Here is a 24,377-nt window from a genome sequence, read left to right as displayed (position 1 = left end):
ATGCGGATTCGATGGTGGCATGGCGTTGTAGGAATTATCGGACTGATCTTCCTAGTCGTGGTCGTTGGCGTCGTTTTGTTGAGCGTTCAGGATGTTAACAAATTTAAAGACCTGCTGGCCCGCAAAGTGAGTGAAAAAACCGGCCGTGAACTCACGATCGCCGGAAATTTCGACCTATCGATATCTTTCAGCCCGTCGATCACGGCGGACAATGTGACGTTTGAAAATGCCGCCTGGGGCACGCGCCCCGAAATGCTGAAACTCGGCCATGTGGAGGCCAAGGTCGCGTTGTTCCCCATGCTGAGTGGCGATATCGAAATCGAACGCCTTATTCTTGAAGATATGGATCTACTGGCCGAAACCAATGAAGACGGCGTCGGTAATTGGGTTTTCGGCGACAAGCGACACGAAGACAGAGACGACGGAGAAGATGATTCGGGCGGCGATCTCCCGGTCATCGATGACCTCCGTATTGATAATGCGTTGGTGCATTATCGCGACGGTCAGACTGGTGAGCGCCATGTGGTTATGATCGCCCACGCCGAAGCCGATGGTGGCGGCGCGAGCGGCGGGAATTTTGCCTTGGAAGGCGTGTGGAACAACAGTCCCATCGATGCCTCTGGCAGCATTGGCCCCGGCGATGAGAATGTTGCGGTGGCGTTCGTGATTGAGATGTTCGGCGCCAAAACAGAGATGTCGGGTACGGTTGGCGAGTTGGACGAATTCGAGGACGTAGCGTTGCATGTCCGCGTGGCCGGCGAAAAACTATCTGATCTCAATGTGATCGCCGGGTCTCTCCCTGCTGTCGGCCCGTATGCACTTCAAGCCGACCTGCGGGACGGTGCGAATGGCACATACATACTAGAGAATTTTAAGGCGCAAATTGCGGAGAATGATCTGGCCGGCAGGCTCGAACTTTCGTCCGGCAAGCGGCCACGTCTCACGGCCGATTTGACTTCAGCATTACTCGACCTCGATGCGTTGCTGGCGAAAGCTAATGGCGATGCGCCAGTGCCAAGCTCAGACGTTAGCGACGCTGACGCAACGGGCGAGGCCGGCACCTCGCCTGAGGATGCCGGGCAGAAGCGGGTGTTCTCGGAAGAGCCGCTAAATTTTGCCGCGCTCGACGAGGCAGACGCGCGGGTGTCTCTGAAAGTTTCGGAACTACGCTATCGCGGCTTGTCTTTGCGGGATGCGAAGCTCGATCTTGAGCTGGAACAAGGATTATTGCGAATCGAACCCGTGCAGGCGGGCCTAGGCGACGGCGACGTGGTGGCACGGATCGAGCTTCAAAGCCGCTCTGCACGTCCAGAATTGCAGCTCGAATTTGGCTTAATTGACGTGGATCTCGCCGCCGTCAAACCGCTGTTCGACCTTAGCGATATCATCAGTGGGCCGCTCGATCTGGAGATTGTGCTTGCCGGACAGGGCCGTTCGGCGCACGAAATAGCTGCGACTCTCGGTGGCCGGGTCAATCTGGAGATTGGCGCCGGCACCATCCCCAACGCCTATGTCGATCTCATTGCTGCCGATTTGTTGCGCTTTATCGTGCCCGGCGCTGAGGGCGATGCAGCGCAACTGAATTGCTTTGTCGCCCGCTTTGACGTGAAGAATGGTGTGGCCCTCAATACGGCCCTACTGTTCGATACCGCTCTCACAACGACTGCGGGGAAAGGACAAATCGACCTTGGTCGCGAGTTGGCCGATCTAACCGTCGTGCCGCGTCCGAAAGATCCGTCGCTCTTGAGTCTCGCCATTCCGGTCGTCATCGATGGACCGCTTCTTGATCTCAGTTATAATCTCAAGAAAGAAGAAGCGCTTCTCGGCCTCGCGGGTACTGTGTTGGGAACGGCGTTAATGGGACCGTTTGGCATCTTGATCCCCTTGGTCAGCGCGGGCTCCGGTGACGAAAATCCGTGTATTACGGCGCTTGAGCAACCCGCCCAAAATGAACAAGGCGCCAAAGAGACGCCCGCCAAAGCTGTCGAAGAGCTGTTGGACGGCGTTCTCGGCATCTTCGATTAGCGGAATGAAAAAGCGCTTCTACAAGAACGCCGCGGTAGAGAAACTGGATGACGGCTTTACAGTGGCGCTCGATGGCCGCTCCATAAAAACGCCGGCCAAACTACCTCTGGTGATCAGCATTGAAGAGTTAGCCGAGGCGGTGGCGGCGGAGTGGCGTGCGCAAAACGGCGAAATTCGCCATGAGACCATGCCAATGATGCGATTTGTCTGCACCGCGCTTGACCGGGTTACGCCCAGCCGAGCGGCGGTGATCCTTGAGACGATTAAATTTGCTGAGACTGATCTGCTCTGTTATCGGGCGGCACAGCCGGAAGAACTGGCGCGGCGTCAGCTGGAGCATTGGCAACCACTTCTTGATTGGGCTGAAACCCATTACGGCGCCGGTCTCAACACGACAACGGGGCTGACGCCTATTGCCCAGGATGAAGCTTCTTTGGCGCGTCTGCGCGCGGCAGTCGAGGCTGAGAGTGACCTTACCTTGACCGGTTTACATGTCGCGACCGCGGCAAGCGGCTCCCTTGTAGTTGCTCTGGCGCTGTTGGAACGGGAAATCGATTCGCAGCACGCTTGGGCGACTTCTCATATCGATGAGCGTTGGCAACTCGAGCGCTGGGGCGAGGATGAGGAGCTTTTTGAGCGTCTGGAAGGACTGCGAAGGGAAATTTCCGCTGCGGGCGAATTTCTGGCATTGTCACGCTCTTGAGTCGGCGAGCGTAAGGGAATTTGAATGCAGGATATCATCCGGCAATTGGAGGAAAAGCGGGCAGCGGCGCGCCAAGGCGGCGGCGAAAAACGCATTGCCGCGCAGCATGCGAAGGGCAAACTAACGGCGCGCGAAAGGTTGGAACTGCTGCTCGATAGCGGATCGTTCGAGGAATATGACATGTTCGTCGAGCATCGCTGCAGCGATTTCGGCATGGCCGACAGCGTCATCCCTGGTGACGGTGTCGTGACCGGCCACGGAACCGTGAACGGGCGGCTGGTCTTTGTGTTCAGCCAGGACTTCACAGTCTTTGGTGGCTCGCTCAGCGAAGCCCATGCCGAAAAGATATGCAAGATCATGGATCAGGCGATGAAAGTCGGCGCGCCGGTGATCGGGCTTAACGATTCCGGCGGCGCGCGCATCCATGAGGGCGTTGCCTCACTTGGCGGCTATGCCGAAGTATTTCAGCGCAACGTGTTGGCCTCCGGCGTGGTGCCGCAAATTTCCGTAGTCATGGGGCCATGCGCCGGTGGGGCGGTCTATTCTCCGGCGATGACCGACTTTATCTTCATGGTCGAAAACAGTTCCTACATGTTCGTCACCGGCCCCGACGTGGTGAAAACCGTCACCCATGAACAAGTCAGCCATGAGGAATTGGGCGGCGCCATCACCCATACAGCCACTTCCGGCGTTGCCGACCGGGCATTTGGTGACGATGTGGAGACGCTCGCCGAAGTGCGCCGTTTTATCGACTTTCTGCCGGCCTCCAACCGCGAGCAAGCGCCGACATGGCCGAGCGAAGATCCGATCGATCGCCCCGATCCATCGCTCGACACGTTGATCCCGGCCGATCCGCAAAAACCCTATGATATGAAGGAGCTGATTGGAAAGATCACCGATGAAGGCGATTTTTTCGAAACCAAGCCAAATCATGCACAAAACATCATCACCGGCTTCGCCCGCATGGGCGGCGCGACAATCGGCATCGTCGCTAATCAGCCCATGGTTCTGGCCGGCTGCCTCGATATCGCCTCGTCGCGGAAAGCCGCACGATTCGTCCGATTTTGTGATTGCTTCAACATTCCAATTCTCACCCTGGTCGATGTGCCGGGCTTCCTGCCGGGCACCGATCAAGAGCATAACGGCATTATCACCCATGGCTCAAAACTGCTTTATGCCTATGCCGAGGCGACGGTGCCCAAGGTCACGTTGATCACCCGCAAAGCCTATGGCGGCGCCTATGACGTGATGAGTTCCAAGCATCTCAGAGGCGACGTCAACTATGCTTGGCCAACCGCCGAAATCGCCGTTATGGGCTCGAAGGGCGCGGTCGAAATCATCTTCCGCGGCGCGCTGGATGATCCCGAGGCGGTGGAGCGCCAGACAGAAGAATACCGCAACAAGTTCGCAAACCCGTTCATCGCAGCCCATCGCGGATATATCGACGACATTATCATGCCGCATAATACACGCCGGCGCCTGGGCCGCGCCTTCGCCATGCTACGCAATAAGAAGCTCGAAAATCCGTGGAAAAAACACGGCAATATTCCGCTCTAACTAATAAGAGAACGGCGTCACGCCTATGTTTAAAAAAATCCTGATTGCCAACCGGGGCGAAATCGCCTGCCGCGTTATTCGTTCGGCGCGGGCGATGGGAATCGCCAGCGTTGCGGTTTATTCCGATGCCGATAATGGTGCTCTGCACATGCGCGAGGCCGATGAAGCCATCGCGATCGGACCGGCGGCGGCGAACGAAAGCTATCTGAAGATCGAAACGATTATCGCGGCGGCCAAGCAGAGTGGCGCCGATGCGGTACATCCGGGCTATGGTTTCTTATCTGAGAACCCCAACTTTGCCGAGCGCTTGGCGGCGGAGGGCATTGTTTTTATCGGCCCGCCGGCAGCAGCCATCGCCGCAATGGGCGACAAGATCGCGGCCAAGAAAATAGCGCAGAAGGCCGGTGTCAACATTATCCCCGGGCATAGCGAAGCGATTGAGGCCGGGGAAGAGGCAGAAGCGATTGCCCTGAGCATTGGCTATCCGGTGATGATCAAGGCGGCAGCTGGCGGCGGTGGCAAGGGCATGCGCGTCGCGACCTCACCGGATATGTTTGCCGAGAGCATCGCTTCGGCTATCCACGAAGCTAGCCAGGCATTTGGCGACGGTCGCGTTTTCATCGAGAAATTCATCGAGGAACCGCGCCACATAGAAATCCAAATTCTCGCCGACAGCCACGGTAATATTGTGCATCTCGGTGAGCGCGAATGCTCCATTCAGCGCCGCCATCAGAAGATCATTGAGGAAGCGCCGAGCCCATTGCTTGACGACGCGACACGCCAAGCCATGGGAGAGCAGGCCTGCGCACTGGTGCGGGAGGTGGGCTATGTCTCCGCCGGGACGGTCGAGTTCGTCGCCGATCAACAGCGCAATTTCTATTTTCTTGAGATGAATACGCGCCTTCAGGTTGAGCATCCGGTTACTGAATATGTCACCGGCATCGACTTGGTCGAACAGCAGATCAAAGTCGCTGCCGGTGAAAAACTTGCTGTAACCCAGGGCGACATAAAGCTGAACGGCTGGGCAATGGAGTGCCGGCTTTACGCGGAAGACCCGGTGCGTGGCTTCATGCCGTCAATTGGACGCTTGGTTCGCTACCGCGAGCCGGTGCCGAGCACAAATGTTCGGGTCGATAGCGGCGTCTTCGAGGGCGGCGAAATCTCGATGTACTACGATCCGATGATTGCAAAACTGGTCAGTCACGGGGCTGACCGGGCCGGCGCCATCGCCACCATGCTGGAAGCACTAGACGCGTATCAAGTACAGGGCATTTCCAACAACTTGACGTTTCTTGCCGCCATCATGGGTCACCCGCGCTTTGCAAAAGGCGAACTCAGCACGGCCTTCATCGAAGAAGAATATCCCGATGGCTTCACACCGCTGGCCGGCGAATCTGAATTGGCAGTGCTGGTGCCGGTCGCCGCAGCGATCGAGTATCGCTTGCGCGCGCGTCGGGCAAAGATATCTGGCCAAACTGGTCAGCGCTCTTTTGCCGGACCCGAGGAACTGGTCGTGTCCATTGAGGCGGAAGATCACGCCGTGACATTGACCCCATCCGGGACCCCATCCGGCGCAGCTATGGTGATCGCCTGGAACGGCCGGGAAATGCTGCTCGAAAGCGATTGGCGGCCCGGTGAAACTATATTTTGCGCTGCATTGGACGGCGCCGCAGTCACCGTTCAGGTGGCGCAACGCGGCACCCGCCTGCATTTGGCGTGGCGCGGCGCGGAAGCGCACATCACAGTGCAGAGTCCGCGCGCGGCTGAACTGGCGGCGCGCATACCGAAACGTGAGCCCGCAGACCTCTCGCGCTTTCTACTCTCACCGATGCCCGGCCTCATGGTTTCTCTGGCCGTCAATGTGGGCGATGAAGTGCGCGTTGGCCAGGCGCTCGCGGTGGTCGACGCGATGAAAATGGAAAATGTGCTGCGCGCCGAGCGCGATGGCGTGGTCGCGCATATCAAGGTCGCCCAGGGCGACAGTCTCCGCGTCGATCAAGTGATCATGGAATTTGCCTAAAGCTCATGTCCGTGGTTCCCGAAGACGGTGAAATCGCCTATTCGGTGCGTATTACCGGTCGCGTGCAGGGAGTGTGGTATCGCGGTTGGAATTGCGACGAGGCGGTTCAGCGCGGCTTGAGGGGATGGGTGCGCAATCGCGTTGACGGTAGCGTCGAGGCGCTGTTCGCTGGCCCCGTCGGTTCTGTCGAGCAAATGATCAAAGCCTGCTGGCAGGGGCCACCTGCCGCAGAAGTTGTAAAAATTGAGGTAGAGGCGGCGGACACGCCGGGCCAGGGCGGCTTCGAACAGCGCCCGTCGGCGGAATAATTCAGGCGCCGAACAGAGTATCAAAGTTTTTCTTCAGTACGGCATCGACTTCGCTCATATCGACTTGGACGCCCAGTGCTTCGAGTGATGTCACGCCATGCTCAGGGACGCCGCAAGCGATGATGCTATCATAATGGCTGAGATCTGGGGCCACATTCAGCGAAACGCCATGATACGTCACCCAACGGCGCACGCGGATGCCGATTGCCGCGATTTTCGCTTCCTTGCCTTGGCCGAGTGAGACCCAAACACCGACCCGACCCTGGCGTCGTTCACCGGTGACGCCGAATAGGGCCAAGGTATCGATCAACCATTGTTCCAGATTGCGCACGAACTGGTGCAAATCGGCGCCGCGGCGCTGCAGATCCAGCATCGTATAAACAATCCGCTGGCCGGGGCCATGATAGGTATATTGGCCACCGCGCCCGGTGCGATGCACCGGAAACGCGTCGCGGTCCAGCAAATCGCCCTCGTTGGCGCTGGCGCCTGCCGTATAGAGCGGCGGGTGCTCGAGCAGCCAGATCAACTCCGGCGCGCCGGCAGCGCGAATCTGCGCCACCCGCAGCTCCATCTCCTGCACGGCTTCCCCATAGGCAATCGGCGCCACACTGGTTTTCCATTCGATAGCAGGCGGCGCGGCATTCGTATTCTCGGGTTGCGGCAAGGTAAATCCTTTCGTATTGAATAGAGAATGTAATGCAGTGCGCTATCTGGCACTATTATCAAATCAAACGTCTTATTCCGCAGGGGAGAACTAATTATGACCGACTATTTCGAGCGCTCGCTCATTCTGCATGAACAACTTCGTGGCAAGATTAGCGTCAGTAACAAACTCCCCATCGGTAGTCGTGACGATCTATCGCTTGCCTATACACCGGGTGTTGCGCGGCCTTGCGAGGTTATCGCGGCGGACCCCGAACAGGCCCGCAAGCTCACCATTAAAGGAAATTCCGTGGCGGTCGTCACCGACGGTTCGGCGGTGCTCGGGCTTGGCGACATTGGCCCCTTGGCGGCGCTTCCGGTGATGGAAGGCAAAGCCCTTTTGTTCCGCGAATTTGCCAAGATCGACGCCTGGCCGATTTGCCTCAACACCAAGGATCCGGCAAAGATCATCGAGACATGCCGGCTGATCGAACCGGTCTTCGGCGGCATCAATCTGGAAGATATTTCGGCACCGCGCTGCTTCGAGATCGAGGATGCATTGCAGGATCTCGGCATTCCCGTCTTTCATGATGATCAGCATGGCACGGCCATTGTCTTGCTGGCGGCCCTGATAAATTCATCGAAGGTCACCGGCAAGAAGTTGAACGAGCTTCAGGTGGTTATCAACGGTGCCGGCGCAGCGGGCTCCGCAATCGCCAAGCTCATTCGTGGCGTCGGCATCCCGAAAAGTGAAATTCAGCCGGTGGCGGACGTCATCATCTGCGATTCCAAGGGAGCGATCAGCGCCAATCGCGACGACCTCAACTCTTCTAAGCAAGGCATGCTCGAATACACCAATGTCAACAATCGCTCGGGTACGCTTCAGGAAGTGATCAAGGGGGCTGACGTTTTCATCGGTGTCTCACGCGGCAATGTGATTGGCGCGGACGATGTCAAAAACATGGCCAAGGGTTCAATCATTCTCGCGATGGCCAACCCGACACCGGAAATCATGCCGGATGAGGCGCGCAAGGGTGGGGCCGCCATTATCGGCACCGGGCGCAGCGATTTTCCCAATCAGGTCAATAATGTGCTGGTTTTCCCGGGCATTTTCCGCGGCGCCTTGGATGCCGGTGCGCCGGTCATCAACGGCGAAATGAAAATCGCCGCCGCCGCCGCTCTCGCCGCGGATGTCGACGAGCCAACAGCCGAGATGATTCTGCCGCATCCGCTCGATCGCACCGTCGCACCCAATATCGCCAAGAAAGTTCGCGCCGCAGCGAAGGCTTCGTTGTAACGCTACTTTCTCGTTTGCCGCGCTGCGCGAGTGCAAGTTGCGCAGGCTCGGATATACTGCGGTTTCACAACAACAAGTAAGGGTATGTGATGCCGCAGGATCTGAGAGAGGCCGCGCTGGCGTTTCACCGCTCGCCAAAACCGGGCAAGCTCGAAATTCGGGCGACCAAGCCGCTCGCCAATCAGCGTGATCTGGCGCTCGCCTATTCTCCGGGCGTGGCCTATGCCTGCGAGGAGATCGCCGCCGATCCAGCAGCGGCATTTGAATACACGGCGCGCGGCAACCTCGTTGCCGTGATCAGCAACGGGACGGCGGTCCTTGGCCTGGGCGCAATTGGCGCTTTGGCGGCCAAGCCGGTCATGGAGGGCAAAGCCGTCCTCTTTAAGAAGTTCGCCAATATCGATGTCTTCGATATCGAAGTGGACGAACTGGATGTCGACGCCTTCGTCGATACCGTCGCCCGTCTGGAACCAACATTCGGCGCCATCAATTTGGAAGATATCAAGGCGCCGGAATGTTTTGAGATCGAACGCAAATTAAAGGAACGCCTGAATATTCCGGTGTTTCACGACGACCAGCACGGCACTGCGATTTGTGTCGCTGCGGCGACCCTGAATGGCCTGCGCATCGTTAACAAAAACGCAGGCGACATAAAGATCGTTTGTTCCGGCGGCGGCGCGGCCGCCATTGCCTGTCTCGATATGCTGATCGGCCTCGGCGTTGCACTTGAGAATATTCGTGTTTGCGACAGCAAGGGTGTTATTCACAGCGGACGCAACGATCTCAACATCGAAAAGACGCGCTTTGCCGTCAACACGCCGGCGCGCGACCTTGCCGAGGTGATGAAGGATGCCGATGTGTTTCTCGGCCTCTCTGGGCCCGGCACGCTAAGCGCCGATATGGTAAAGATCATGGCGCGCGACCCAATTATTCTGGCGCTCGCCAACCCTGTCCCCGAGATCATGCCCGAGGATGCTCGGGCTGTCCGCCCCGACGCCATCATCGCTACGGGGCGCTCGGACTATCCGAACCAGGTCAATAATGTTCTGTGCTTTCCGTTCATCTTCCGTGGCGCGCTCGATTGCGGCGCGACGGAGATAAATATGGACATGAAGCTGGCTTGCGTGCACGCCATTGCCGATATCACCAAAGCCGAATCGAGCGACATTGTCGCCAACGCTTACGGCGACCATTCACTTAAATTTGGCCGCGAATACATCATTCCGAAACCGTTCGATCCGCGTCTGATCAGCACTGTTCCGGTCGCCGTCGCCGAAGCCGCGATGAAGAGCGGCGTGGCCACACGCCCGATCGAGAACCTAAGCGCCTATGCGGAGAAACTCTCGGGACTGGTTTATCGCACCGGCTACGTGATGAAGAGCGTGTTTGACCAGGCCAAACGGGAGCGCAAGCGTGTCGTTTATGCGAACGGCGAGGACGACCGTGTACTGCGCGCGGCGCAACAAGCAATCGATGAGGGCATCGCCAGGCCGATATTGATCGGCCGCCCGTTTCGAATCCAGGAAAAGATTGATGATTTGTCTCTGCGTCTGCGGATCGACACAGATGTGACGATCGTCGACCCCGCTAACTACGAGAACTATGATCATTATTCCAGCTCCTATCACGATTTGATGGGCCGTGCTGGCGCCTCGCCAAAAACCGCACGTATAACGCTGCGTTCGCAAAACACCGTCATTGCCGCGATGATGGTGCGCCTCGGCGATGCCGACGCCATGATCTCCGGACCGGTCAGCCTCTACCGCCCTGAACTGATGCATGTGTTGGACGTGATCCCTCTGCAACCGGGCGTCATCGCCGCCGCCGCCATGCAAGTCCTGATCCTCGACAAGGGTGTCTATTTCATCACCGACACGCATGTTACTGAGGACCCGACGCCGGAGGAAATCTATCAATCTTCAGTATTGGCGGCGGAGCAAGTGAAACGCTTCGGCTTGGAGCCCAAAATTGCACTGCTGTCTTCATCTAATTTTGGCAGCAATGATTTCAAACTTTCAGTGAAGATGCGAAAGGCGCTGCAAATCCTGCATGAGCGCGCGCCGGCGCTTGAAGTCGAAGGCGAGATGCATGGCGATACGGCGCTCGACGAAGATATCCGCAACGAAATGTTTCCGAATTCTCGCCTCCATGGACAGGCCAACACGTTGATCATGCCTGATCTGACCTCAGCCAACATCGCCTATAGTTTGGTCAAGACGCTGTCGAACGGCATCTCCGTCGGGCCGCTTCTGCTTGGCCTCTCCGCGCCGGCGCATGTGTTGCACGGCTCGGCGACCGTCCGCAGCATTCTCAATATGACTGCCGTATCGGTGGTCGAAGCGCAGACCCGCTCGATCGAGCATAATATCGCCCGGGCGCTTGACGCCCAGGCAGGCTGATTTTCCATGACAAACGGGGCGCCCAGGCGAGAGACGCCCCCCGAGGCTGGCAAGGATGAGGGCCTCTATGGCCTGACAACGGCTTTGTTGCGGGCAGTCAGGGATGCGCTCGACGGTGGCGATGAGGGCCGCCTGCAAGAATTGATTACGCCGCTGCATCCCGCCGATCTCGCCGATTTGATAGAGCGCCTACGCGGCGAAGAGCGTCATCGCTTCGTCGCCATGGCAGGTAGCCTAGTTAGCGGCGAAGTGTTTGCCTTCATTGAGGACGATGTCCGCGAGGCGATTATTCGCCAATTGGATACGCGCGACGTCGCCGCGGCCATTTCCGAACTCGATACCGATGACGCGGTGGCCGTTATCGAAGATCTCGATCCACCGCAGCAGCGTGAAGTCCTGGACGCGATGTCAGATCAGGTAGATCGCCTGGGCGTTGAACAAAGCCTGAACTACCCGGAAAACAGTGCCGGGCGACTGATGCAGCGCGAATTCATCAGCCTTCCAGATTTTTGGACGGTCGGCCAGACCATCGATTTCATGCGCGAAAGCGAGGACTTGCCAGACCAGTTTTACGAAATTTATGTCGTCAATCCGCGCCAGGAGCCGATCGGCACCGTGCCACTAAATAGCCTGCTGCGCACCCGCCGTCCGGTCCGGCTGCGCGATATTGCAAAACAGGAGCTGTACATCATTTCAGCGGATACCGACCAGGAGGAAGTCGGCTATTTGTTCGATCAATATGATTTGATTTCGGCGCCGGTGGTCGGCGCCAGCGGCCGCTTGATCGGCGTGATTACCGTCGACGACGTGATGGATGTCGCCCGTGAAGAGGCCGAAGAGGATATTTTTCGCCTTAGCGGTGTGCCGGAAGCCGATATCTATCGCGCTGCCCTACATACCGCCGGCGGGCGCTTTGTCTGGCTGCTGGTCAATCTTGGAACCGCCATTCTCGCTTCTTTCGTGATCTACCAGTTTGAAGGCACGATTCACGAGATGGTGGCGCTAGCCGTGCTGATGCCGATCGTCGCGTCGATGGGCGGCAATGCCGGAACCCAAACCTTGACGGTCGCGGTGCGCGCTATCGCCACCAAGGACCTGGCCATCGGCAACATCCGACGGGTATTGGGCAAGGAAACAATTGTCGGCTTGTTGAACGGAGTTGTTTTCGCAGTTCTGACGGGTGGGGTCGCCGCCGCCTGGTATAAGAATCCAGTGCTTGGCTTTGTGGTCGGCGGCGCGATGGTCATCAATATGCTGGTCGCAGGCATGTTCGGCCTGATCATTCCGGTCGTCTTGTGGCGCCTCAAAATCGATCCGGCGACGGCGGCGGGGGTGCTGTTGACGACCGTTACCGATGTAATCGGTTTTCTCGCCTTTCTTGGCTTGGCCGGTATGTTTTTGCTTTAATAATCCGGCAAATTCCAGAAGAGGTAGCAGATGGCGAACATGATCCCCAATCGGTGGCCCGGGCTTAATTTTGGCCTGGGTGAAACTGCCGACATGATCCGCGATACGGTGGAGAGCTTTTCTGCTACGGAAATCGCCCCCCGCGCCGAGGAAATAGACCGCAGCAACGAGTTTCCGCGCGATCTCTGGCCGCGCCTCGGCGAGCTCGGCCTATTGGGCATCACCGTGGAGGAGGAGCTTGGCGGCTCGGGCCTGGGATATCTCGAACATACCATCGCCATGGAGGAGATTAGCCGTGCGTCGGCTTCGGTCGGCCTCAGCTACGGCGCCCATTCGAATCTCTGCGTCAATCAAATCCGGCGCAACGGAACGGACGCGCAAAAGCAAAAATATTTGCCCAAACTGATTTCCGGCGAGAATGTCGGCGCGCTTGCCATGAGCGAGACCGGCGCCGGATCTGACGTTGTCGGCATGAGCACGCGGGCGGTAAAGAAAGACGGCCGATACGTGCTGAACGGTAGCAAGATGTGGATCACAAATGGGCCGGATTCTGAAGTCCTGGTGGTCTACGCCAAAACCGACCCAGAGGCCGGTAGTCGAGGTATCTCAGCGTTTCTCATTGAGAAGGGTATGGCCGGGTTTTCGACGGCGCAAAAACTCGACAAGCTCGGTATGCGCGGCTCAAACACCTGCGAATTGGTGTTCGAGGATTGCGACGTGCCGGAAGAGAATATCCTTGGTGGGCTGAACAACGGTGTGAACGTGCTGATGAGCGGGCTGGATTATGAACGCGCGGTGCTCGCTGCGGGCCCGCTCGGCATCATGCAGGCCTGTATGGATGTCGTGCTGCCCTATGTTCATGAGCGCAAGCAATTCGGCAAGCCGATCGGCGAATTTCAATTGATGCAGGGCAAACTCGCCGACATGTATACCACCATGAATGCGGCCCGGGCCTATGTGTATACCGTGGCACGGGCGTGCGACCGCGGCGAGACAAGTCGCAAGGATGCTGCCGGCGCTATTCTCTATGCTGCGGAGAAGGCGACTTGGATGGCGCTTGAGGCGATACAGGCGCTGGGCGGCACCGGCTATATCAACGAATCGCCCACCGGCCGTCTGCTACGGGATGCCAAGCTTTACGAAATAGGCGCCGGTACTAGCGAAATTCGTCGCATGTTGATCGGCAGAGAATTGTTTAATGACACAATCTAACTCGCTGCAATTGCACAGATAAATTAATTTATTGCGATTGCACACCTAAGCTCACCTGGATTTCGCAATTGCAAAATAATAGAATATGCCCAAATGGACCGGTAGGCGGTCTGCAATAGAGAGGATTTCAAAATGAATGACGATCCCATCGTTATTGTCGGCATGGCGCGCACACCCATGGGCGGATTTCAGGGCGATTTGCAGAATGTCACGGCGTCAGAATTGGGCGCTGTTGCAATCCGAGCGGCATTGGCGCGCGCCGGGCTCGCCGGCAGCGATGTCGATGAGGTCATCATGGGAAACATTCTTTCAGCCGGGCAGGGCCAGGCGCCGGCCCGGCAAGCCTCCATCGGCGGTGGCATCCCGCAGTCTGTCGGCTGCACCACGATCAACAAGATGTGCGGCTCGGGCATGAAAGCAGCGATGCTCGCGCATGACCTGATTACCGCCGGCGCCAACAACATCATGGTGGCGGGCGGCATGGAGAATATGAGCCAGGCGCCCTATCTGCTCGACCGTGCGCGCCAGGGCTATCGCATGGGGCACGGCGAGGTGAAAGACCATATGTTCTTGGACGGTCTTGAAGACGCCTATGACAAAGGCACCTTGATGGGCGTGTTTGCTGAAGCGACGGCGCAAAAATACCAATTCACCCGCGAGCAGCAGGACGAGTTCGCGATTACCTCGCTCAAACGAGCCCGCACCGCCATCGAAGATGGCTCGTTCGACAGCGAAGTCGCGCCGGTAACCGTCAAGTCACGCAAAGGCGAGACAGAGATCACACAGGACGAGCAGCCGCCCAAGGCCAATCTCGAGAAAATCCCGCAACTTCGCCCGGCCTTTGCCAAGGACGGCTCGGTGACGGCGGCCAATTCGAGTTCAATTTCCGATGGTGCCGCGGCGCTTGTTTTGATGCGCCGCTCCGAGGCCGAGAAGCGCGGCCTGACTCCGCTTGGCATTATTCGCGGCCACGCCACCCATGCGCATGAGCCGGCCTGGTTCACCACGGCGCCGGGGCCGGCGATAGCCAACCTTTTGGATAAAGTGGGCTGGCAGAAGGACGACGTCGGGCTGTTCGAAATCAACGAGGCGTTTGCCGTCGTCACCATGGCGGCGATGCGCGATTGCGACATCCCGCATGACAAAGTCAACGTGCATGGCGGCGCCTGTGCCCTCGGTCACCCGATTGGCGCCTCGGGCGCGCGCCTGATCGTCACCCTGTTGGCGGCGATGGAGAAATATGGCGAGGATAAAGGGCTCGCCGCGCTCTGCATCGGCGGCGGCGAAGCGACCGCCATCGCCGTCGAGCGCGTGCACTAATGAGCGCGACTCGGGTCACGATACCGGCACGCCTCGGCAAAGCCGTGCGGCTGGACACTGGGCAAAGCATCAAGTTGATCAATACGCATGGCTCCCAAGTGGTCGACACCTGGGCCTTCAGTGTTTCCGATTTGAGCGAATTCATGTCCATGGAACATAGCCGTACCGCCATCGGCGGCATTTTCCCTCATGTTGGCGACACCATGGTGAGCAACCGACGCGAGCCTATCCTGACTCTTGTTGAGGATAGCTCGCCCGGCATTCATGACACGCTGATCGCTGCCTGCGACCGCTACCGCTATGAAAAACTTGGTTGCAAAGGCCATCACGATAGCTGCACCGACAATCTCGCCGCGGCGCTCGGCGAATTGGGCATGGTGCCACCGGAGACCCCGGCGCCGTGGAATATGTGGATGAACATCCCCGTTGCGGCGGACGGATCGGTCAGTTTCGAGCCGCCGGTAAGCCGCCCGGGAGATCACGTTGTGCTGCGCGCTGAGCGCGACGTCATGGTGGTGTTCTCCTGTTGCCCGCAGGACATGATCCCGATCAACGGCACAGACTGCGTGCCGAAGGATTGTCACTTCGAAATTCTATCCTGATTGGAGAGCCCGCAATGCCAGCAGACGGCCGCCTATTTCTGACCGAAGAACAAGGCATGATTCGCGACATGGCGCGCGATTTCGCCGCTCGCGAGTTGGCGCCTCATGCCGCCGAGTGGGACCGGAACGGCGGCTTTCCGAAAGATATGTACAAGCGCATGGGTGCGCTCGGTCTGATGGGCATGCTGGTGCCGGAAGAATATGGCGGCGCAGAGGCTGGTCATCTTTCCTATGCGTTGGCGATGGAGGAAATCTCCGCCGGCGATGTCGGCACTGCCTCGGCGATGAGCGTCAACAATTCGCTTGTTTGCTCCGGGTTGGCCGGCTTTGGCTCTGAGGACCAGAAAGACCGGTTTTTAAAGCCTCTCGCACAGGGCGATATGCTGGGCGCGTTCGGCCTCACCGAGCCACATACCGGCTCGGATGCTTCGGCCCTGCGCACGCGCGCGGTGCTGGACGGAAATTCCTTTATTCTCAACGGCTCCAAGCAATTCATCACCAATGGCGCTAAGGCAGATGTGGCTTTGATCATCGCCGTGACCGACCCGGACGCCGGCAAAAAGGGGTTGAGCTGTTTTGTTGTGCCGACCGATATGCCGGGCTTTACGGTGCTCAAGGTTGAGGAAAAGCTCGGCCAGAGGGCGCATGACACTGCCCAGTTGGTTTTCGAGGATATCCGCCTGACGCCGGATTTGATGCTGGGCGAGCCAGGGCAGGGCTATCGCATCGCGCTGTCGAATCTTGAAAGCGGGCGTATTGCCATCGCGTCGCAGGCATTGGGTGCCGCGCGCGCGGCTTATGAAGCGGCGCTCGCCTATGCCAAGGAACGCGAGACCTTCGGCAAGCCGATCATCGAACATCAGGCGGTGAGTTTCCGCCTCGCCGACATGGCGACCGAGATCGAAGCAGCGCGGCTGTTGACGCATCATGCGGCGCGCCTGAGTGATGCCGGCCTGCCGTGCATCAAAGAAGCGAGCATGGCAAAGCTCTATGCCTCAGAAATGGCCGAGCGGGTGTGCTCAAACGCCATCCAGACGTTAGGCGGCTATGGCTACCTCAATGACTTCCCGGTCGAACGCTACTGGCGCGACGTCAAGGTGTGTCAGATTTACGAAGGCACCAGCGACGTGCAGCGCATCGTCATCGGGCGCGCCATCGCGGCGGAGTAATTCAGAGAACGGGAGATCAAGAGAGATGCCGCAAGCCATCGATTTCTATTTCGACTTTTCCTCGCCTTACGCCTATCTCGGCTCAGAACGTATCGACGCGCTCGCCGCGAAGCACAATTGTGAAGTCATTTGGCGGCCCTACCTGATGGGCGCGGTGTTCAAACAGCTCGGCACCAGCCCGTTGATTTCGCAGCCCGTCAAAGGACCCTATTCGCGCCACGACCTGGCGCGCTCGGCGCGTCTCTACGGTATCCCCTTCAATATTCCCGACCCTTTTCCGGTCAACAGCTTGGCCGCCTGCCGCGCTTATTACTGGCTTGAAGCTTCCGACCCGGCGCGGGCCAAACAATTGGCGCAAGCACTCTACCGCGGCTATTTCGTCGACAACCGCAATCTCGGTGAGGCCGACATCGTGGTTGAAACTGCCATATCGCTCGGCATCGACAAAGACGCCGTCACTGCCGCCTTGCAAGATGGCGACGTCAAAGCGCGGCTCCGTAGCGCAGTCGAAGCGGCACTCGACAAGGGCGTCTTTGGCGCGCCGTTCTTCATCTATGGCGACCAGCAATTTTGGGGCTGCGATCGCATGGACCATCTCGACAGATGGCTCGAGACTGGCGGCTGGTAGGCGCGCGTGCCGGCTAGCGCTTGTGCCAGTCTTCGGTTAGCGGCTTGGCGGCGTTGAGCTCGCCGTAGCCGCCACCGAAGGTGCCGCTTAAGCCCGGCGCCATATAGCGCGGGTCGAACGGCTCGGAAATGGGTTGCCAGCGCACATCGCACGACACGCGGACCGGCTTCGATGGCGCGCGATTGTCGAAGGCGCCGTGTATCAAATACATGCTGAACAATAATATATCGCCGACGCCAAACCGCGTCGTGAGCAAGCGCGTGCGACGCGCCTCGGCGAACTTAACGATATCGTCAGTGAGCGTCGCGCGCCGTTCGCCTTTGGCGCGTTCGAGATCGAACCCACGCATCGCCGCGACATGATCCGCCCAGAGATGCGAGCCTTCAACGACATAAAGCCCGCCTTGCTCAAACGACAAATCGCTCAAGCCGAGCCAACAGGTCAGCACGCGCTCGGTCGCTCGGGTGAAGAAAGGGAAATCGCAATGGGTAGCGGTACCGCGACCGGCGACGGCGACGCGGAGGAAAACATAATCTTGGCCGCGCGCCGGTTCACCGAAAACGGTGGATATGATATCAGCCAGGTTCGGGTTTCCGATTGCCTCACGCAGGCGGGGGCCCTCGCAAACCGATTGCAGAAATTCGCCTGCTTGCGGTTCGCTGGTCGGACGTTGGCTATTGCCGCTGAACGTCTCCCCTGGCAGATCAATCTCGCCGGCCGCCGCCAATCGCTGCAAAACCTCTCGGCGCGCTGCTAATGCCGCTGCTGGTTCGATCGCGCCGCGCAGGAGCAGATATCCGTTCTCTAGCAAACTGGCGCGAAGCGCCTCCGGATCTGCCAGCATATCGCTTGAATCGATGAGCTCGCCGATCAACTGGGCCGGCACCCGGCGACCGTCGGCGGTAAATTCGGCTGCCGATGCTCCAGTCATGCGCGATCAATTTGTCGTATGTTGCAGAACCCTTTGAATCAAATCCGGATCGGCATTGCCGCCGGATAGGATGAGACCAACTTTTTTGCCGGCCATCTGCTCTTTTTCCTGGAGCACCGCGGCGAGCGGTGCAGCGCCGGCGCCTTCGGCAAGATTGTGAGTGTCGGTTAGATAATGCGCCATGGCGTTGAGGACTTCGTCATCGCTCACTTTAACGATGCGCTCCGCGCCAGCGCGGATGATCTCCAAAGCCTCCGCGACCGGCACGCGACAGGCCATACCATCCGCGAGGGTATCAGCGCTGTTGGTGCTAATGAGTTCGCCGGCCTCAAAGGAAAGCGCATAGGCGGCGGCGTTTTCGCTTACCACGCCGACGATTTTTGTTTTCAGGCCGAGTGCGTCGCGTGCCGATATGACGCCGCAAATACCGGAACCGAGGCCAATCGGCACATAGACCGTATGCAGGTCGGGAACCATGTAGAGCAGCTCTAGAGCGTAGCTGGCCACGCCCTTCACAAGAGACATGTCGAAGGAGGGGACGAGTGTCACACCATCTTCGCCTGCGAGGGTCATCGCGTGTTCCAGCGCTTCCTGAAAATCACGGCCATGCTCGATCAATTCCGCACCAAAAGCTTGCATTGCCTTGTTCTTGCCGGGTGAGTTGCCGTGTGGCACGACGATGGTGGCGGCGAGCCCAACACGCGCCGCGGCAAAGGCGATGCTTTGACCGTGATTGCCGCGTGTTGCTGCGAGTACTCGGCGGGTGGCGCCCTGGCGCTTTAGGGTGTCCAAATAGACCAATCCGCCGCGCACCTTGAAGGCGCCGATCGGTGTGTGATTCTCGTGCTTGACCCACACTTCCGCGCCAACCCGGCGGCTGAGGAGAGGCCAGCATATTTGCGCCGTTGGCGTCAGCGTTCGGTGGACCAGCTCGCCCGCCGCTTGAAGCTCGCCAATTTCAGGTAATCTCATATTGCCTCCGGTACGCACTATAGCTCAGCCAGCAGAAACAGCGCGACGATCATGTTTCATTCGCGTGCGCAGGCGGGTAATCTTGGAGTTCAGAAGGAGTCCCTGCATGGCGCAGTTGCCGAGCAAAGTCGATACCGGCTCACCGGAATTCGCGGAGAATGCCGGCGCAATGCAATCGCTCGTGGATGATCTCAACGCCACTCTCGCTGAAATCCGGGGCGGCGGTGGAGAAAAAGCTCGGGCGCGCCACGAAGAGCGCGGGAAAATGCTGCCGCGCGCACGCATTCAGGCGCTTATTGACCCGGGCACGGAGTTTCTCGAATTTTCACACTTGGCGGCGTATGGCCTCTATGGCGGCGATGTGCCGGCGGCCGGCATTATCACCGGCATTGGCTGCATTTCGGGGCGCGACTGCATGCTGATCGTCAATGACGCGACGGTAAAAGGCGGCACCTACTTTCCGATCACCGTAAAAAAGCACCTGCGCGCCCAGGAAATCGCCGCGAAAAACCGGCTGCCCTGCATTTATTTGGTGGATTCCGGCGGCGCTAATTTGCCGCACCAAGACGAAGTATTTCCCGACCGCGACCATTTCGGGCGGATTTTCTTCAATCAGGCACGGATGTCGGCTGACGGCATTTCGCAAATCGCGGTCGTCATGGGTTCGTGTACCGCCGGCGGCGCTTATGTGCCGGCGATGTCGGACGAAACCATCATCGTCAAAGAACAGGGCACGATCTTTCTCGGCGGACCGCCGCTGGTAAAGGCCGCAACCGGAGAAGTCGTGACCTCGGAAGATCTTGGTGGCGCTGACGTGCACACGCGAATCTCCGGCGTCGCCGATCACATGGCGGACAACGATCTAGCAGCGTTGGAACGCACGCGCGGCATCGTAGCTCGCTTGAACGGCGTCAATAATCGCGCGCAGGATAAGGTTCCGCCGGTTGCGCCGATGCATGACGCCAAAGAAATTTACGGCATCGTCCCGACGTCTCTCCGCCGAATGTTTAACGTCCGCGAAGTCATTGCGCGCATCGTCGACGGCAGCGAATTCGACGAATTTAAGTCCCGTTACGGGAAGACTCTGGTGACCGGATTTGCTCGGATAGAAGGGCGCTTGGTTGGAATCCTCGGCAATAACGGCATCCTATTTTCGGAATCGGCGCTGAAGGGTACGCATTTTATCGAACTCTGCTGCCAGCGCGGCATACCGCTGATATTCCTGCAGAACATCGTCGGCTTTATGGTCGGCAAGCGCTATGAACAGGGTGGCATCGCCAAGGACGGCGCCAAGCTGGTGATGGCTGTTGCCTGTGCCGCGGTGCCGAAATTCACAGTGATCATCGGAGGCAGCTTCGGCGCCGGCAATTACGGCATGTGTGGGCGCGCCTATGATCCGCGCTTCCTGTGGATGTGGCCCAATGCGAGGATTTCCGTAATGGGTGGTGAGCAGGCGGCAAGCGTCCTGGCGCGCATCCGGCGCGACCGCATCGAAGAAGACGGCGGCATTTGGCCCGAAGAGGAAGAGGCCGAGTTCAAGGCGCCGCTCCTCGAGCAATATAATACCCAAGGACAACCTTATTATTCCTCGGCCCGCTTGTGGGACGATGGCGTAATCGACCCGGTGGATACCAGAGCCGTTCTCGCCCGCGGACTCGCGGCGGCGGCGAATGCACCGGTGGAGCAGTCAACATTTGGCATATTCAGGATGTAATCAAATGCCCGAAGGAAGTGTGCTTGTCACCATAGACTCCAAGGGTGTGGCCACGGTCACGCTCAATCGGCCCGAAGTGCACAACGCGATCGACGAAGAGACGATCGAGCGCCTGACGCGTGAATTACGGACCTTGGGCGATGACAGAGATGTCCGAGTGGTGCTGTTAACGGGCCGCGGCCAGACCTTCTGCGCCGGCGCAGATCTCAAATGGATGAAGCGAACATCGGAGTTTTCCGAAGCAGATAATTTACAAGATGCCAGTGCTTTGGCTGAACTTCTTCTAGTTTTAGATACACTTCCACAACCCACTGTCGCGTTAGTTCAAGGCCCGGCGTATGCGGGTGGTGTCGGCTTGATCTGTGCCTGCGATATCGCCATTGCAGCACGCAGCGCTCAGTTTTCGTTAACCGAGGTAAGGCTTGGGCTAATTCCCGCCGTGATCAGCCCGTTCGTCATCAGCACGATCGGCGAGAGTTACGCACGCAGATATTTCCTCACCGGCGAACGCATAAGTTCGACCGATGCGGAACGCATTGGGCTGGTTCATGAAGTCGTGCCTGACGAAGCCTTGACCGTGCGCGGAGAAACATTTGTGAAGTTGCTTCTGCAAGGTGGCCCGGTTGCCCAAGCTGAGGCCAAGGCCCTAATCAAGGACGTGCGGGGGCACTCGCTGGAAGGCGATTTATTGGTCGATCTTGCGAAGCGAATAGCGCGTATCCGTGTATCGGATGAGGCCCAGGAGGGCATGGGCGCATTTCTCGAAAAAAGGAAACCGCGTTGGCAATAACACGCCGGCGGCGGCGCGCCTATCGGGTGCTTTGATGGCCCTTCATTTGCTCAAACTTGCGGTGGGAATAGAGAATGTCGGCCATTTGCGAGCAGTTCAGGAACGCCGTTTGGCCGAAAGCGGAAAATTGTGCCATATCACCCGCTTCATGCCGCGGCGCGCCGAAAAAGTGTTAGATGGCGGCTCCTTGTACTGGGTCGTGCGCAATTTCATCCGCGTACGGCAGCGACTTCTCGATTTGCAAGTCGTTAAAAGTGAGGAAACAGGAGGGAGCAAATGCGCCTTCGTTCTCGATCCCGAGTTAGTGCTGACCGTTCCGGTGCGCCGCCGACCGCACCAGGGCTGGCGCTATTTCGAAGCCGATAGCGCGCCACCGGATCTAGGCGCGTCGATCGAAGAATTCGGCGATATGCCGGCAGAAATGGCGGCCGAACTTCGGACGCTCGGTCTCTTGTAGGATCGCCCAAGGGCGATCATGCTGGGTGTTAGTCAAGAGCGAAACGGATGGGGGAGCAACATGGCTGGGACAAGCTGGCAGATTACCGGCGATTATTTTGAGACCTGCAATTGCGATTATCTCTGCCCTTGCATCTATACCAACATGCAGGCGCAGCCGACTCATGACATCTGCATTGCCGCCATCGTGATGCGAATTAACGATGGGAATTTCGGCGATATCGATCTCGACGGTGTCGCCTTTATCATCGCCATCTCGGTCGAGGGCCCAATGGCAAACGGCGACTGGACCGTCGGGCTAATCATTGACGACAAGGCGAGTGACGCGCAGGTCGATGCCGTTGGGCAAATTTGTTCCGGCGATGTTGGCGGCCCGATGGAATTGGCCGCAGCCCTGGTCGGCAATTTTGCTGGCATTGAGCGCGCCGCCATCGAGATCGACAAACAGGCTATGTCGTTCAGCGTTAAGGCCGGGGCGCTGTTTGAAAATGCGGCGGTGGGCACGCCAAACGCGCATGACCCAAACGTGCCGATCTTCATTGATAATACCGCGCACCCGGCGAGTAAGCGGCTCGCTCTGGCAACAGGAACTAAGAGCCACATGCATGCATTCGGCATCAACTGGGACGACGATGAGGGCGGGCACAATGGCCATTTCGCACCATTTGAATGGGCCGCGGCATGACGCAGAAAACAAGACAAAGCAACGGCGCCAAGGACTACACGGATTGGCGCATCAAAGGTCCGGAATTTGGCAGCTGCAATTGCGCCTGGGGCTGCCCGTGCCAGTTTAACTCCCTGCCGACATATGGCGATTGCCGGGGCATGGCAGTGATGCATATCTACGAGGGCTATTTCGGCGATGTGCGATTGGACGGCCTCAATTGGATAACCCTTTATGCTTGGCCGGGAGCGGTGCATGAGGGCGGCGGCGAAAAGCAGAATATTATTGATGTGCGCGCCGACGCGGCGCAGCGCGACGCAATTGTGGCCCTTCAGACCGGTGACCACAGCGAGCCAGGCGCCACGGTGTTCAATGTTTTCGCCAGCGTCATCGACACCACCCACGAACCGCTGTTCGAGGTGATCGATTTTGAAATCGATGTTGCGGCGCGAACGGCGCGGGTGCACGTGCCGGGTCTGGTGCAATCGAACGGCACGCCGATTCGCAATCCAGTCACTGGCGACGAGCACCGCGCCCAGATTGTCATGCCGGGAGGCTTCGAGTTTACCGAGGCCGAAATGGGCAGCGGCACCACAAAATCGAGCACGGCCATCGCGCTCGATTTTACTGATAGCTACGGCCAGTTCGCCATGATCCACATGACGCCTGAGGGGCCCGTAACCTAGACAAGGCCAAGAAGACGCGTCAGCCGACAATATGCTCGTAGATGTCCTGAAACGCGACCGATTGGTCGTCCTCGCCAGCCTCTTTGTGCTGATATCGCTCGCTTGGGCCTATCTGATCCATTTGGCGCTCGCCATGGGCGGTATGGCGACCGATAGCGCGGGAATGGCCATGAGCGGCATGGGCGATATCGGCGATATCGCCGTTAAAATGAAGCCGTGGACCGTGGCCGATGGTCTCCTGATGTTCGTCATGTGGGCGATCATGATGGTGGCTATGATGTTGCCCAGCGCGGCGCCGATGCTACTGATCTTCGCCCGCGTCAACGCCAAGCAGCGTGACAAAGGAAATGCCTATATTCCGACTGCTATATTTGCCGCTGGCTATCTTGTCGTGTGGATTTTGTTCAGCCTGATTGCCACGGCAGCGCAGTGGGGCCTGCAAAATGCCGCACTGCTATCGCCGGGGATGGTGAGCACCAGCAAGTACCTTGGCGGCGCATTGTTCATCGCCGCAGGAATATATCAGTGGACGCCTTTAAAGCAGGCGTGTCTCAAACATTGCCGCTCGCCCCTAGGATTTGTCATGCACCATTGGCGCCCCGGAACTGCAGGCGCATTCCGCATGGGTTTGGGCCACGGCGCCTTTTGCCTCGGTTGCTGCTGGTCGGTTATGGCGCTGCTATTCGTCGGCGGCGTGATGAATTTGATATGGGTCGCCGTTATCGCAATATTCGTGGCGGTCGAGAAAATTTTTCCGCATGGCCCCTGGGTGGCGCGTGCTACCGGCCTAGCGATGATGGCGGCGGGCGGATATCTTATGGCCTAATCCACGAAGCGCCGCCGTCCAGCTTAGCGGCCACGCACAAATGAAGGGT

At 58.5% G+C, this 24,377-nt stretch carries 22 protein-coding genes; 19 read left to right on the top strand and 3 right to left on the bottom strand.

Annotated elements, in window-relative coordinates; translation table 11 throughout:
• The 5 genes from O3A94_02210 to O3A94_02190 are packed head-to-tail and all read left to right on the top strand — an operon-like array spanning nucleotide 1 to nucleotide 6,613.
• Nucleotides 1–2,025: an AsmA family protein gene (locus tag O3A94_02210; GenBank protein ID MDA1355065.1), complete on the top strand. Its 2,025-nt coding sequence runs from the start codon at nucleotides 1–3 to the stop codon at nucleotides 2,023–2,025.
• A gap of 4 nt (nucleotides 2,026–2,029) precedes the next feature.
• Nucleotides 2,030–2,728: an ATPase gene (locus tag O3A94_02205; protein MDA1355064.1), complete on the top strand. Its 699-nt coding sequence runs from the start codon at nucleotides 2,030–2,032 to the stop codon at nucleotides 2,726–2,728.
• 24 nt (nucleotides 2,729–2,752) lie between these two features.
• Nucleotides 2,753–4,285 (top strand): acyl-CoA carboxylase subunit beta, encoded by a 1,533-nt coding sequence (locus O3A94_02200; GenBank protein ID MDA1355063.1) that lies wholly within the window; start codon nucleotides 2,753–2,755, stop codon nucleotides 4,283–4,285.
• Between the two features lie 25 nt (nucleotides 4,286–4,310).
• Entirely contained in the window at nucleotides 4,311–6,305 is a 1,995-nt protein-coding gene (locus O3A94_02195; protein MDA1355062.1) for an acetyl/propionyl/methylcrotonyl-CoA carboxylase subunit alpha, read from the top strand.
• A gap of 5 nt (nucleotides 6,306–6,310) precedes the next feature.
• Entirely contained in the window at nucleotides 6,311–6,613 is a 303-nt protein-coding gene (locus O3A94_02190) for an acylphosphatase (protein MDA1355061.1), read from the top strand.
• Between the two features lies 1 nt (nucleotide 6,614).
• Here O3A94_02190 and lipB read toward each other — a convergent pair whose 3' ends face one another.
• Entirely contained in the window at nucleotides 6,615–7,277 is a 663-nt protein-coding gene (gene lipB / locus O3A94_02185) for a lipoyl(octanoyl) transferase LipB (GenBank protein MDA1355060.1), read from the bottom strand.
• A 96-nt stretch (nucleotides 7,278–7,373) separates the two neighbouring features.
• Here lipB and O3A94_02180 point away from each other — a divergent pair, with 96 nt between their 5' ends.
• The 8 genes from O3A94_02180 to O3A94_02145 all read left to right on the top strand — a co-directional run bounded on the left by O3A94_02180 (nucleotide 7,374) and on the right by O3A94_02145 (nucleotide 17,289).
• Nucleotides 7,374–8,552, top strand: a complete 1,179-nt coding sequence (locus O3A94_02180) for an NADP-dependent malic enzyme (GenBank protein MDA1355059.1) — start codon at nucleotides 7,374–7,376, stop codon at nucleotides 8,550–8,552.
• A gap of 89 nt (nucleotides 8,553–8,641) precedes the next feature.
• Nucleotides 8,642–10,951, top strand: coding sequence for an NADP-dependent malic enzyme (locus tag O3A94_02175; protein MDA1355058.1), 2,310 nt, complete (start codon nucleotides 8,642–8,644; stop codon nucleotides 10,949–10,951).
• Nucleotides 10,952–10,957: 6 nt separating this feature from the next.
• A complete protein-coding gene (mgtE, locus tag O3A94_02170) occupies nucleotides 10,958–12,358 on the top strand; it encodes a magnesium transporter (GenBank protein MDA1355057.1) in 1,401 nt (466 codons plus the stop codon).
• A 39-nt stretch (nucleotides 12,359–12,397) separates the two neighbouring features.
• Nucleotides 12,398–13,570 carry an isovaleryl-CoA dehydrogenase gene (locus O3A94_02165; protein ID MDA1355056.1) on the top strand — a complete coding sequence of 391 codons (1,173 nt, stop codon included), beginning with the start codon at nucleotides 12,398–12,400 and terminating at the stop codon, nucleotides 13,568–13,570.
• 132 nt (nucleotides 13,571–13,702) lie between these two features.
• Nucleotides 13,703–14,890, top strand: a complete 1,188-nt coding sequence (locus O3A94_02160) for an acetyl-CoA C-acyltransferase (GenBank protein MDA1355055.1) — start codon at nucleotides 13,703–13,705, stop codon at nucleotides 14,888–14,890.
• Nucleotides 14,890–15,492: an urea carboxylase-associated family protein gene (locus tag O3A94_02155; protein ID MDA1355054.1), complete on the top strand. Its 603-nt coding sequence runs from the start codon at nucleotides 14,890–14,892 to the stop codon at nucleotides 15,490–15,492. Before O3A94_02160 ends, O3A94_02155 begins: the two co-directional genes overlap by 1 nt.
• A 14-nt stretch (nucleotides 15,493–15,506) precedes the next feature.
• Entirely contained in the window at nucleotides 15,507–16,661 is a 1,155-nt protein-coding gene (locus tag O3A94_02150; protein MDA1355053.1) for an acyl-CoA dehydrogenase family protein, read from the top strand.
• 25 nt (nucleotides 16,662–16,686) lie between these two features.
• Nucleotides 16,687–17,289, top strand: coding sequence for a 2-hydroxychromene-2-carboxylate isomerase (locus tag O3A94_02145; protein MDA1355052.1), 603 nt, complete (start codon nucleotides 16,687–16,689; stop codon nucleotides 17,287–17,289).
• 13 nt (nucleotides 17,290–17,302) lie between these two features.
• Here O3A94_02145 and O3A94_02140 read toward each other — a convergent pair whose 3' ends face one another.
• Nucleotides 17,303–18,220 carry a phytanoyl-CoA dioxygenase family protein gene (locus O3A94_02140; GenBank protein ID MDA1355051.1) on the bottom strand — a complete coding sequence of 306 codons (918 nt, stop codon included), beginning with the start codon at nucleotides 18,218–18,220 and terminating at the stop codon, nucleotides 17,303–17,305.
• Nucleotides 18,221–18,226: 6 nt separating this feature from the next.
• Entirely contained in the window at nucleotides 18,227–19,192 is a 966-nt protein-coding gene (locus O3A94_02135) for a threonine dehydratase (protein MDA1355050.1), read from the bottom strand.
• Between the two features lie 106 nt (nucleotides 19,193–19,298).
• Here O3A94_02135 and O3A94_02130 point away from each other — a divergent pair, with 106 nt between their 5' ends.
• The 6 genes from O3A94_02130 to O3A94_02105 are packed head-to-tail and all read left to right on the top strand — an operon-like array spanning nucleotide 19,299 to nucleotide 24,328.
• Nucleotides 19,299–20,906 (top strand): methylcrotonoyl-CoA carboxylase, encoded by a 1,608-nt coding sequence (locus tag O3A94_02130; protein MDA1355049.1) that lies wholly within the window; start codon nucleotides 19,299–19,301, stop codon nucleotides 20,904–20,906.
• Nucleotides 20,907–20,910: 4 nt separating this feature from the next.
• Complete coding sequence (locus tag O3A94_02125) at nucleotides 20,911–21,696, top strand: enoyl-CoA hydratase/isomerase family protein (GenBank protein MDA1355048.1); 786 nt, start codon at nucleotides 20,911–20,913, stop codon at nucleotides 21,694–21,696.
• A 34-nt stretch (nucleotides 21,697–21,730) separates the two neighbouring features.
• Nucleotides 21,731–22,153 (top strand): DUF1489 domain-containing protein, encoded by a 423-nt coding sequence (locus tag O3A94_02120; GenBank protein MDA1355047.1) that lies wholly within the window; start codon nucleotides 21,731–21,733, stop codon nucleotides 22,151–22,153.
• A gap of 60 nt (nucleotides 22,154–22,213) precedes the next feature.
• Nucleotides 22,214–22,837: a DUF1326 domain-containing protein gene (locus O3A94_02115; protein MDA1355046.1), complete on the top strand. Its 624-nt coding sequence runs from the start codon at nucleotides 22,214–22,216 to the stop codon at nucleotides 22,835–22,837.
• Nucleotides 22,834–23,502: a DUF1326 domain-containing protein gene (locus O3A94_02110; protein ID MDA1355045.1), complete on the top strand. Its 669-nt coding sequence runs from the start codon at nucleotides 22,834–22,836 to the stop codon at nucleotides 23,500–23,502. Before O3A94_02115 ends, O3A94_02110 begins: the two co-directional genes overlap by 4 nt.
• A 31-nt stretch (nucleotides 23,503–23,533) precedes the next feature.
• Nucleotides 23,534–24,328, top strand: a complete 795-nt coding sequence (locus tag O3A94_02105; protein ID MDA1355044.1) for a DUF2182 domain-containing protein — start codon at nucleotides 23,534–23,536, stop codon at nucleotides 24,326–24,328.
• The last annotated feature ends 49 nt before the right edge of the window (nucleotides 24,329–24,377 follow it).

It is taken from the genome of Pseudomonadota bacterium (genome assembly GCA_027624955.1).
GTDB lineage: Bacteria > Pseudomonadota > Alphaproteobacteria > UBA828 > UBA828 > PTKB01.
The sequence above is the reverse complement of the archived record's forward strand: the minus strand, read 5'-3'. Positions and strand labels throughout refer to the sequence as shown.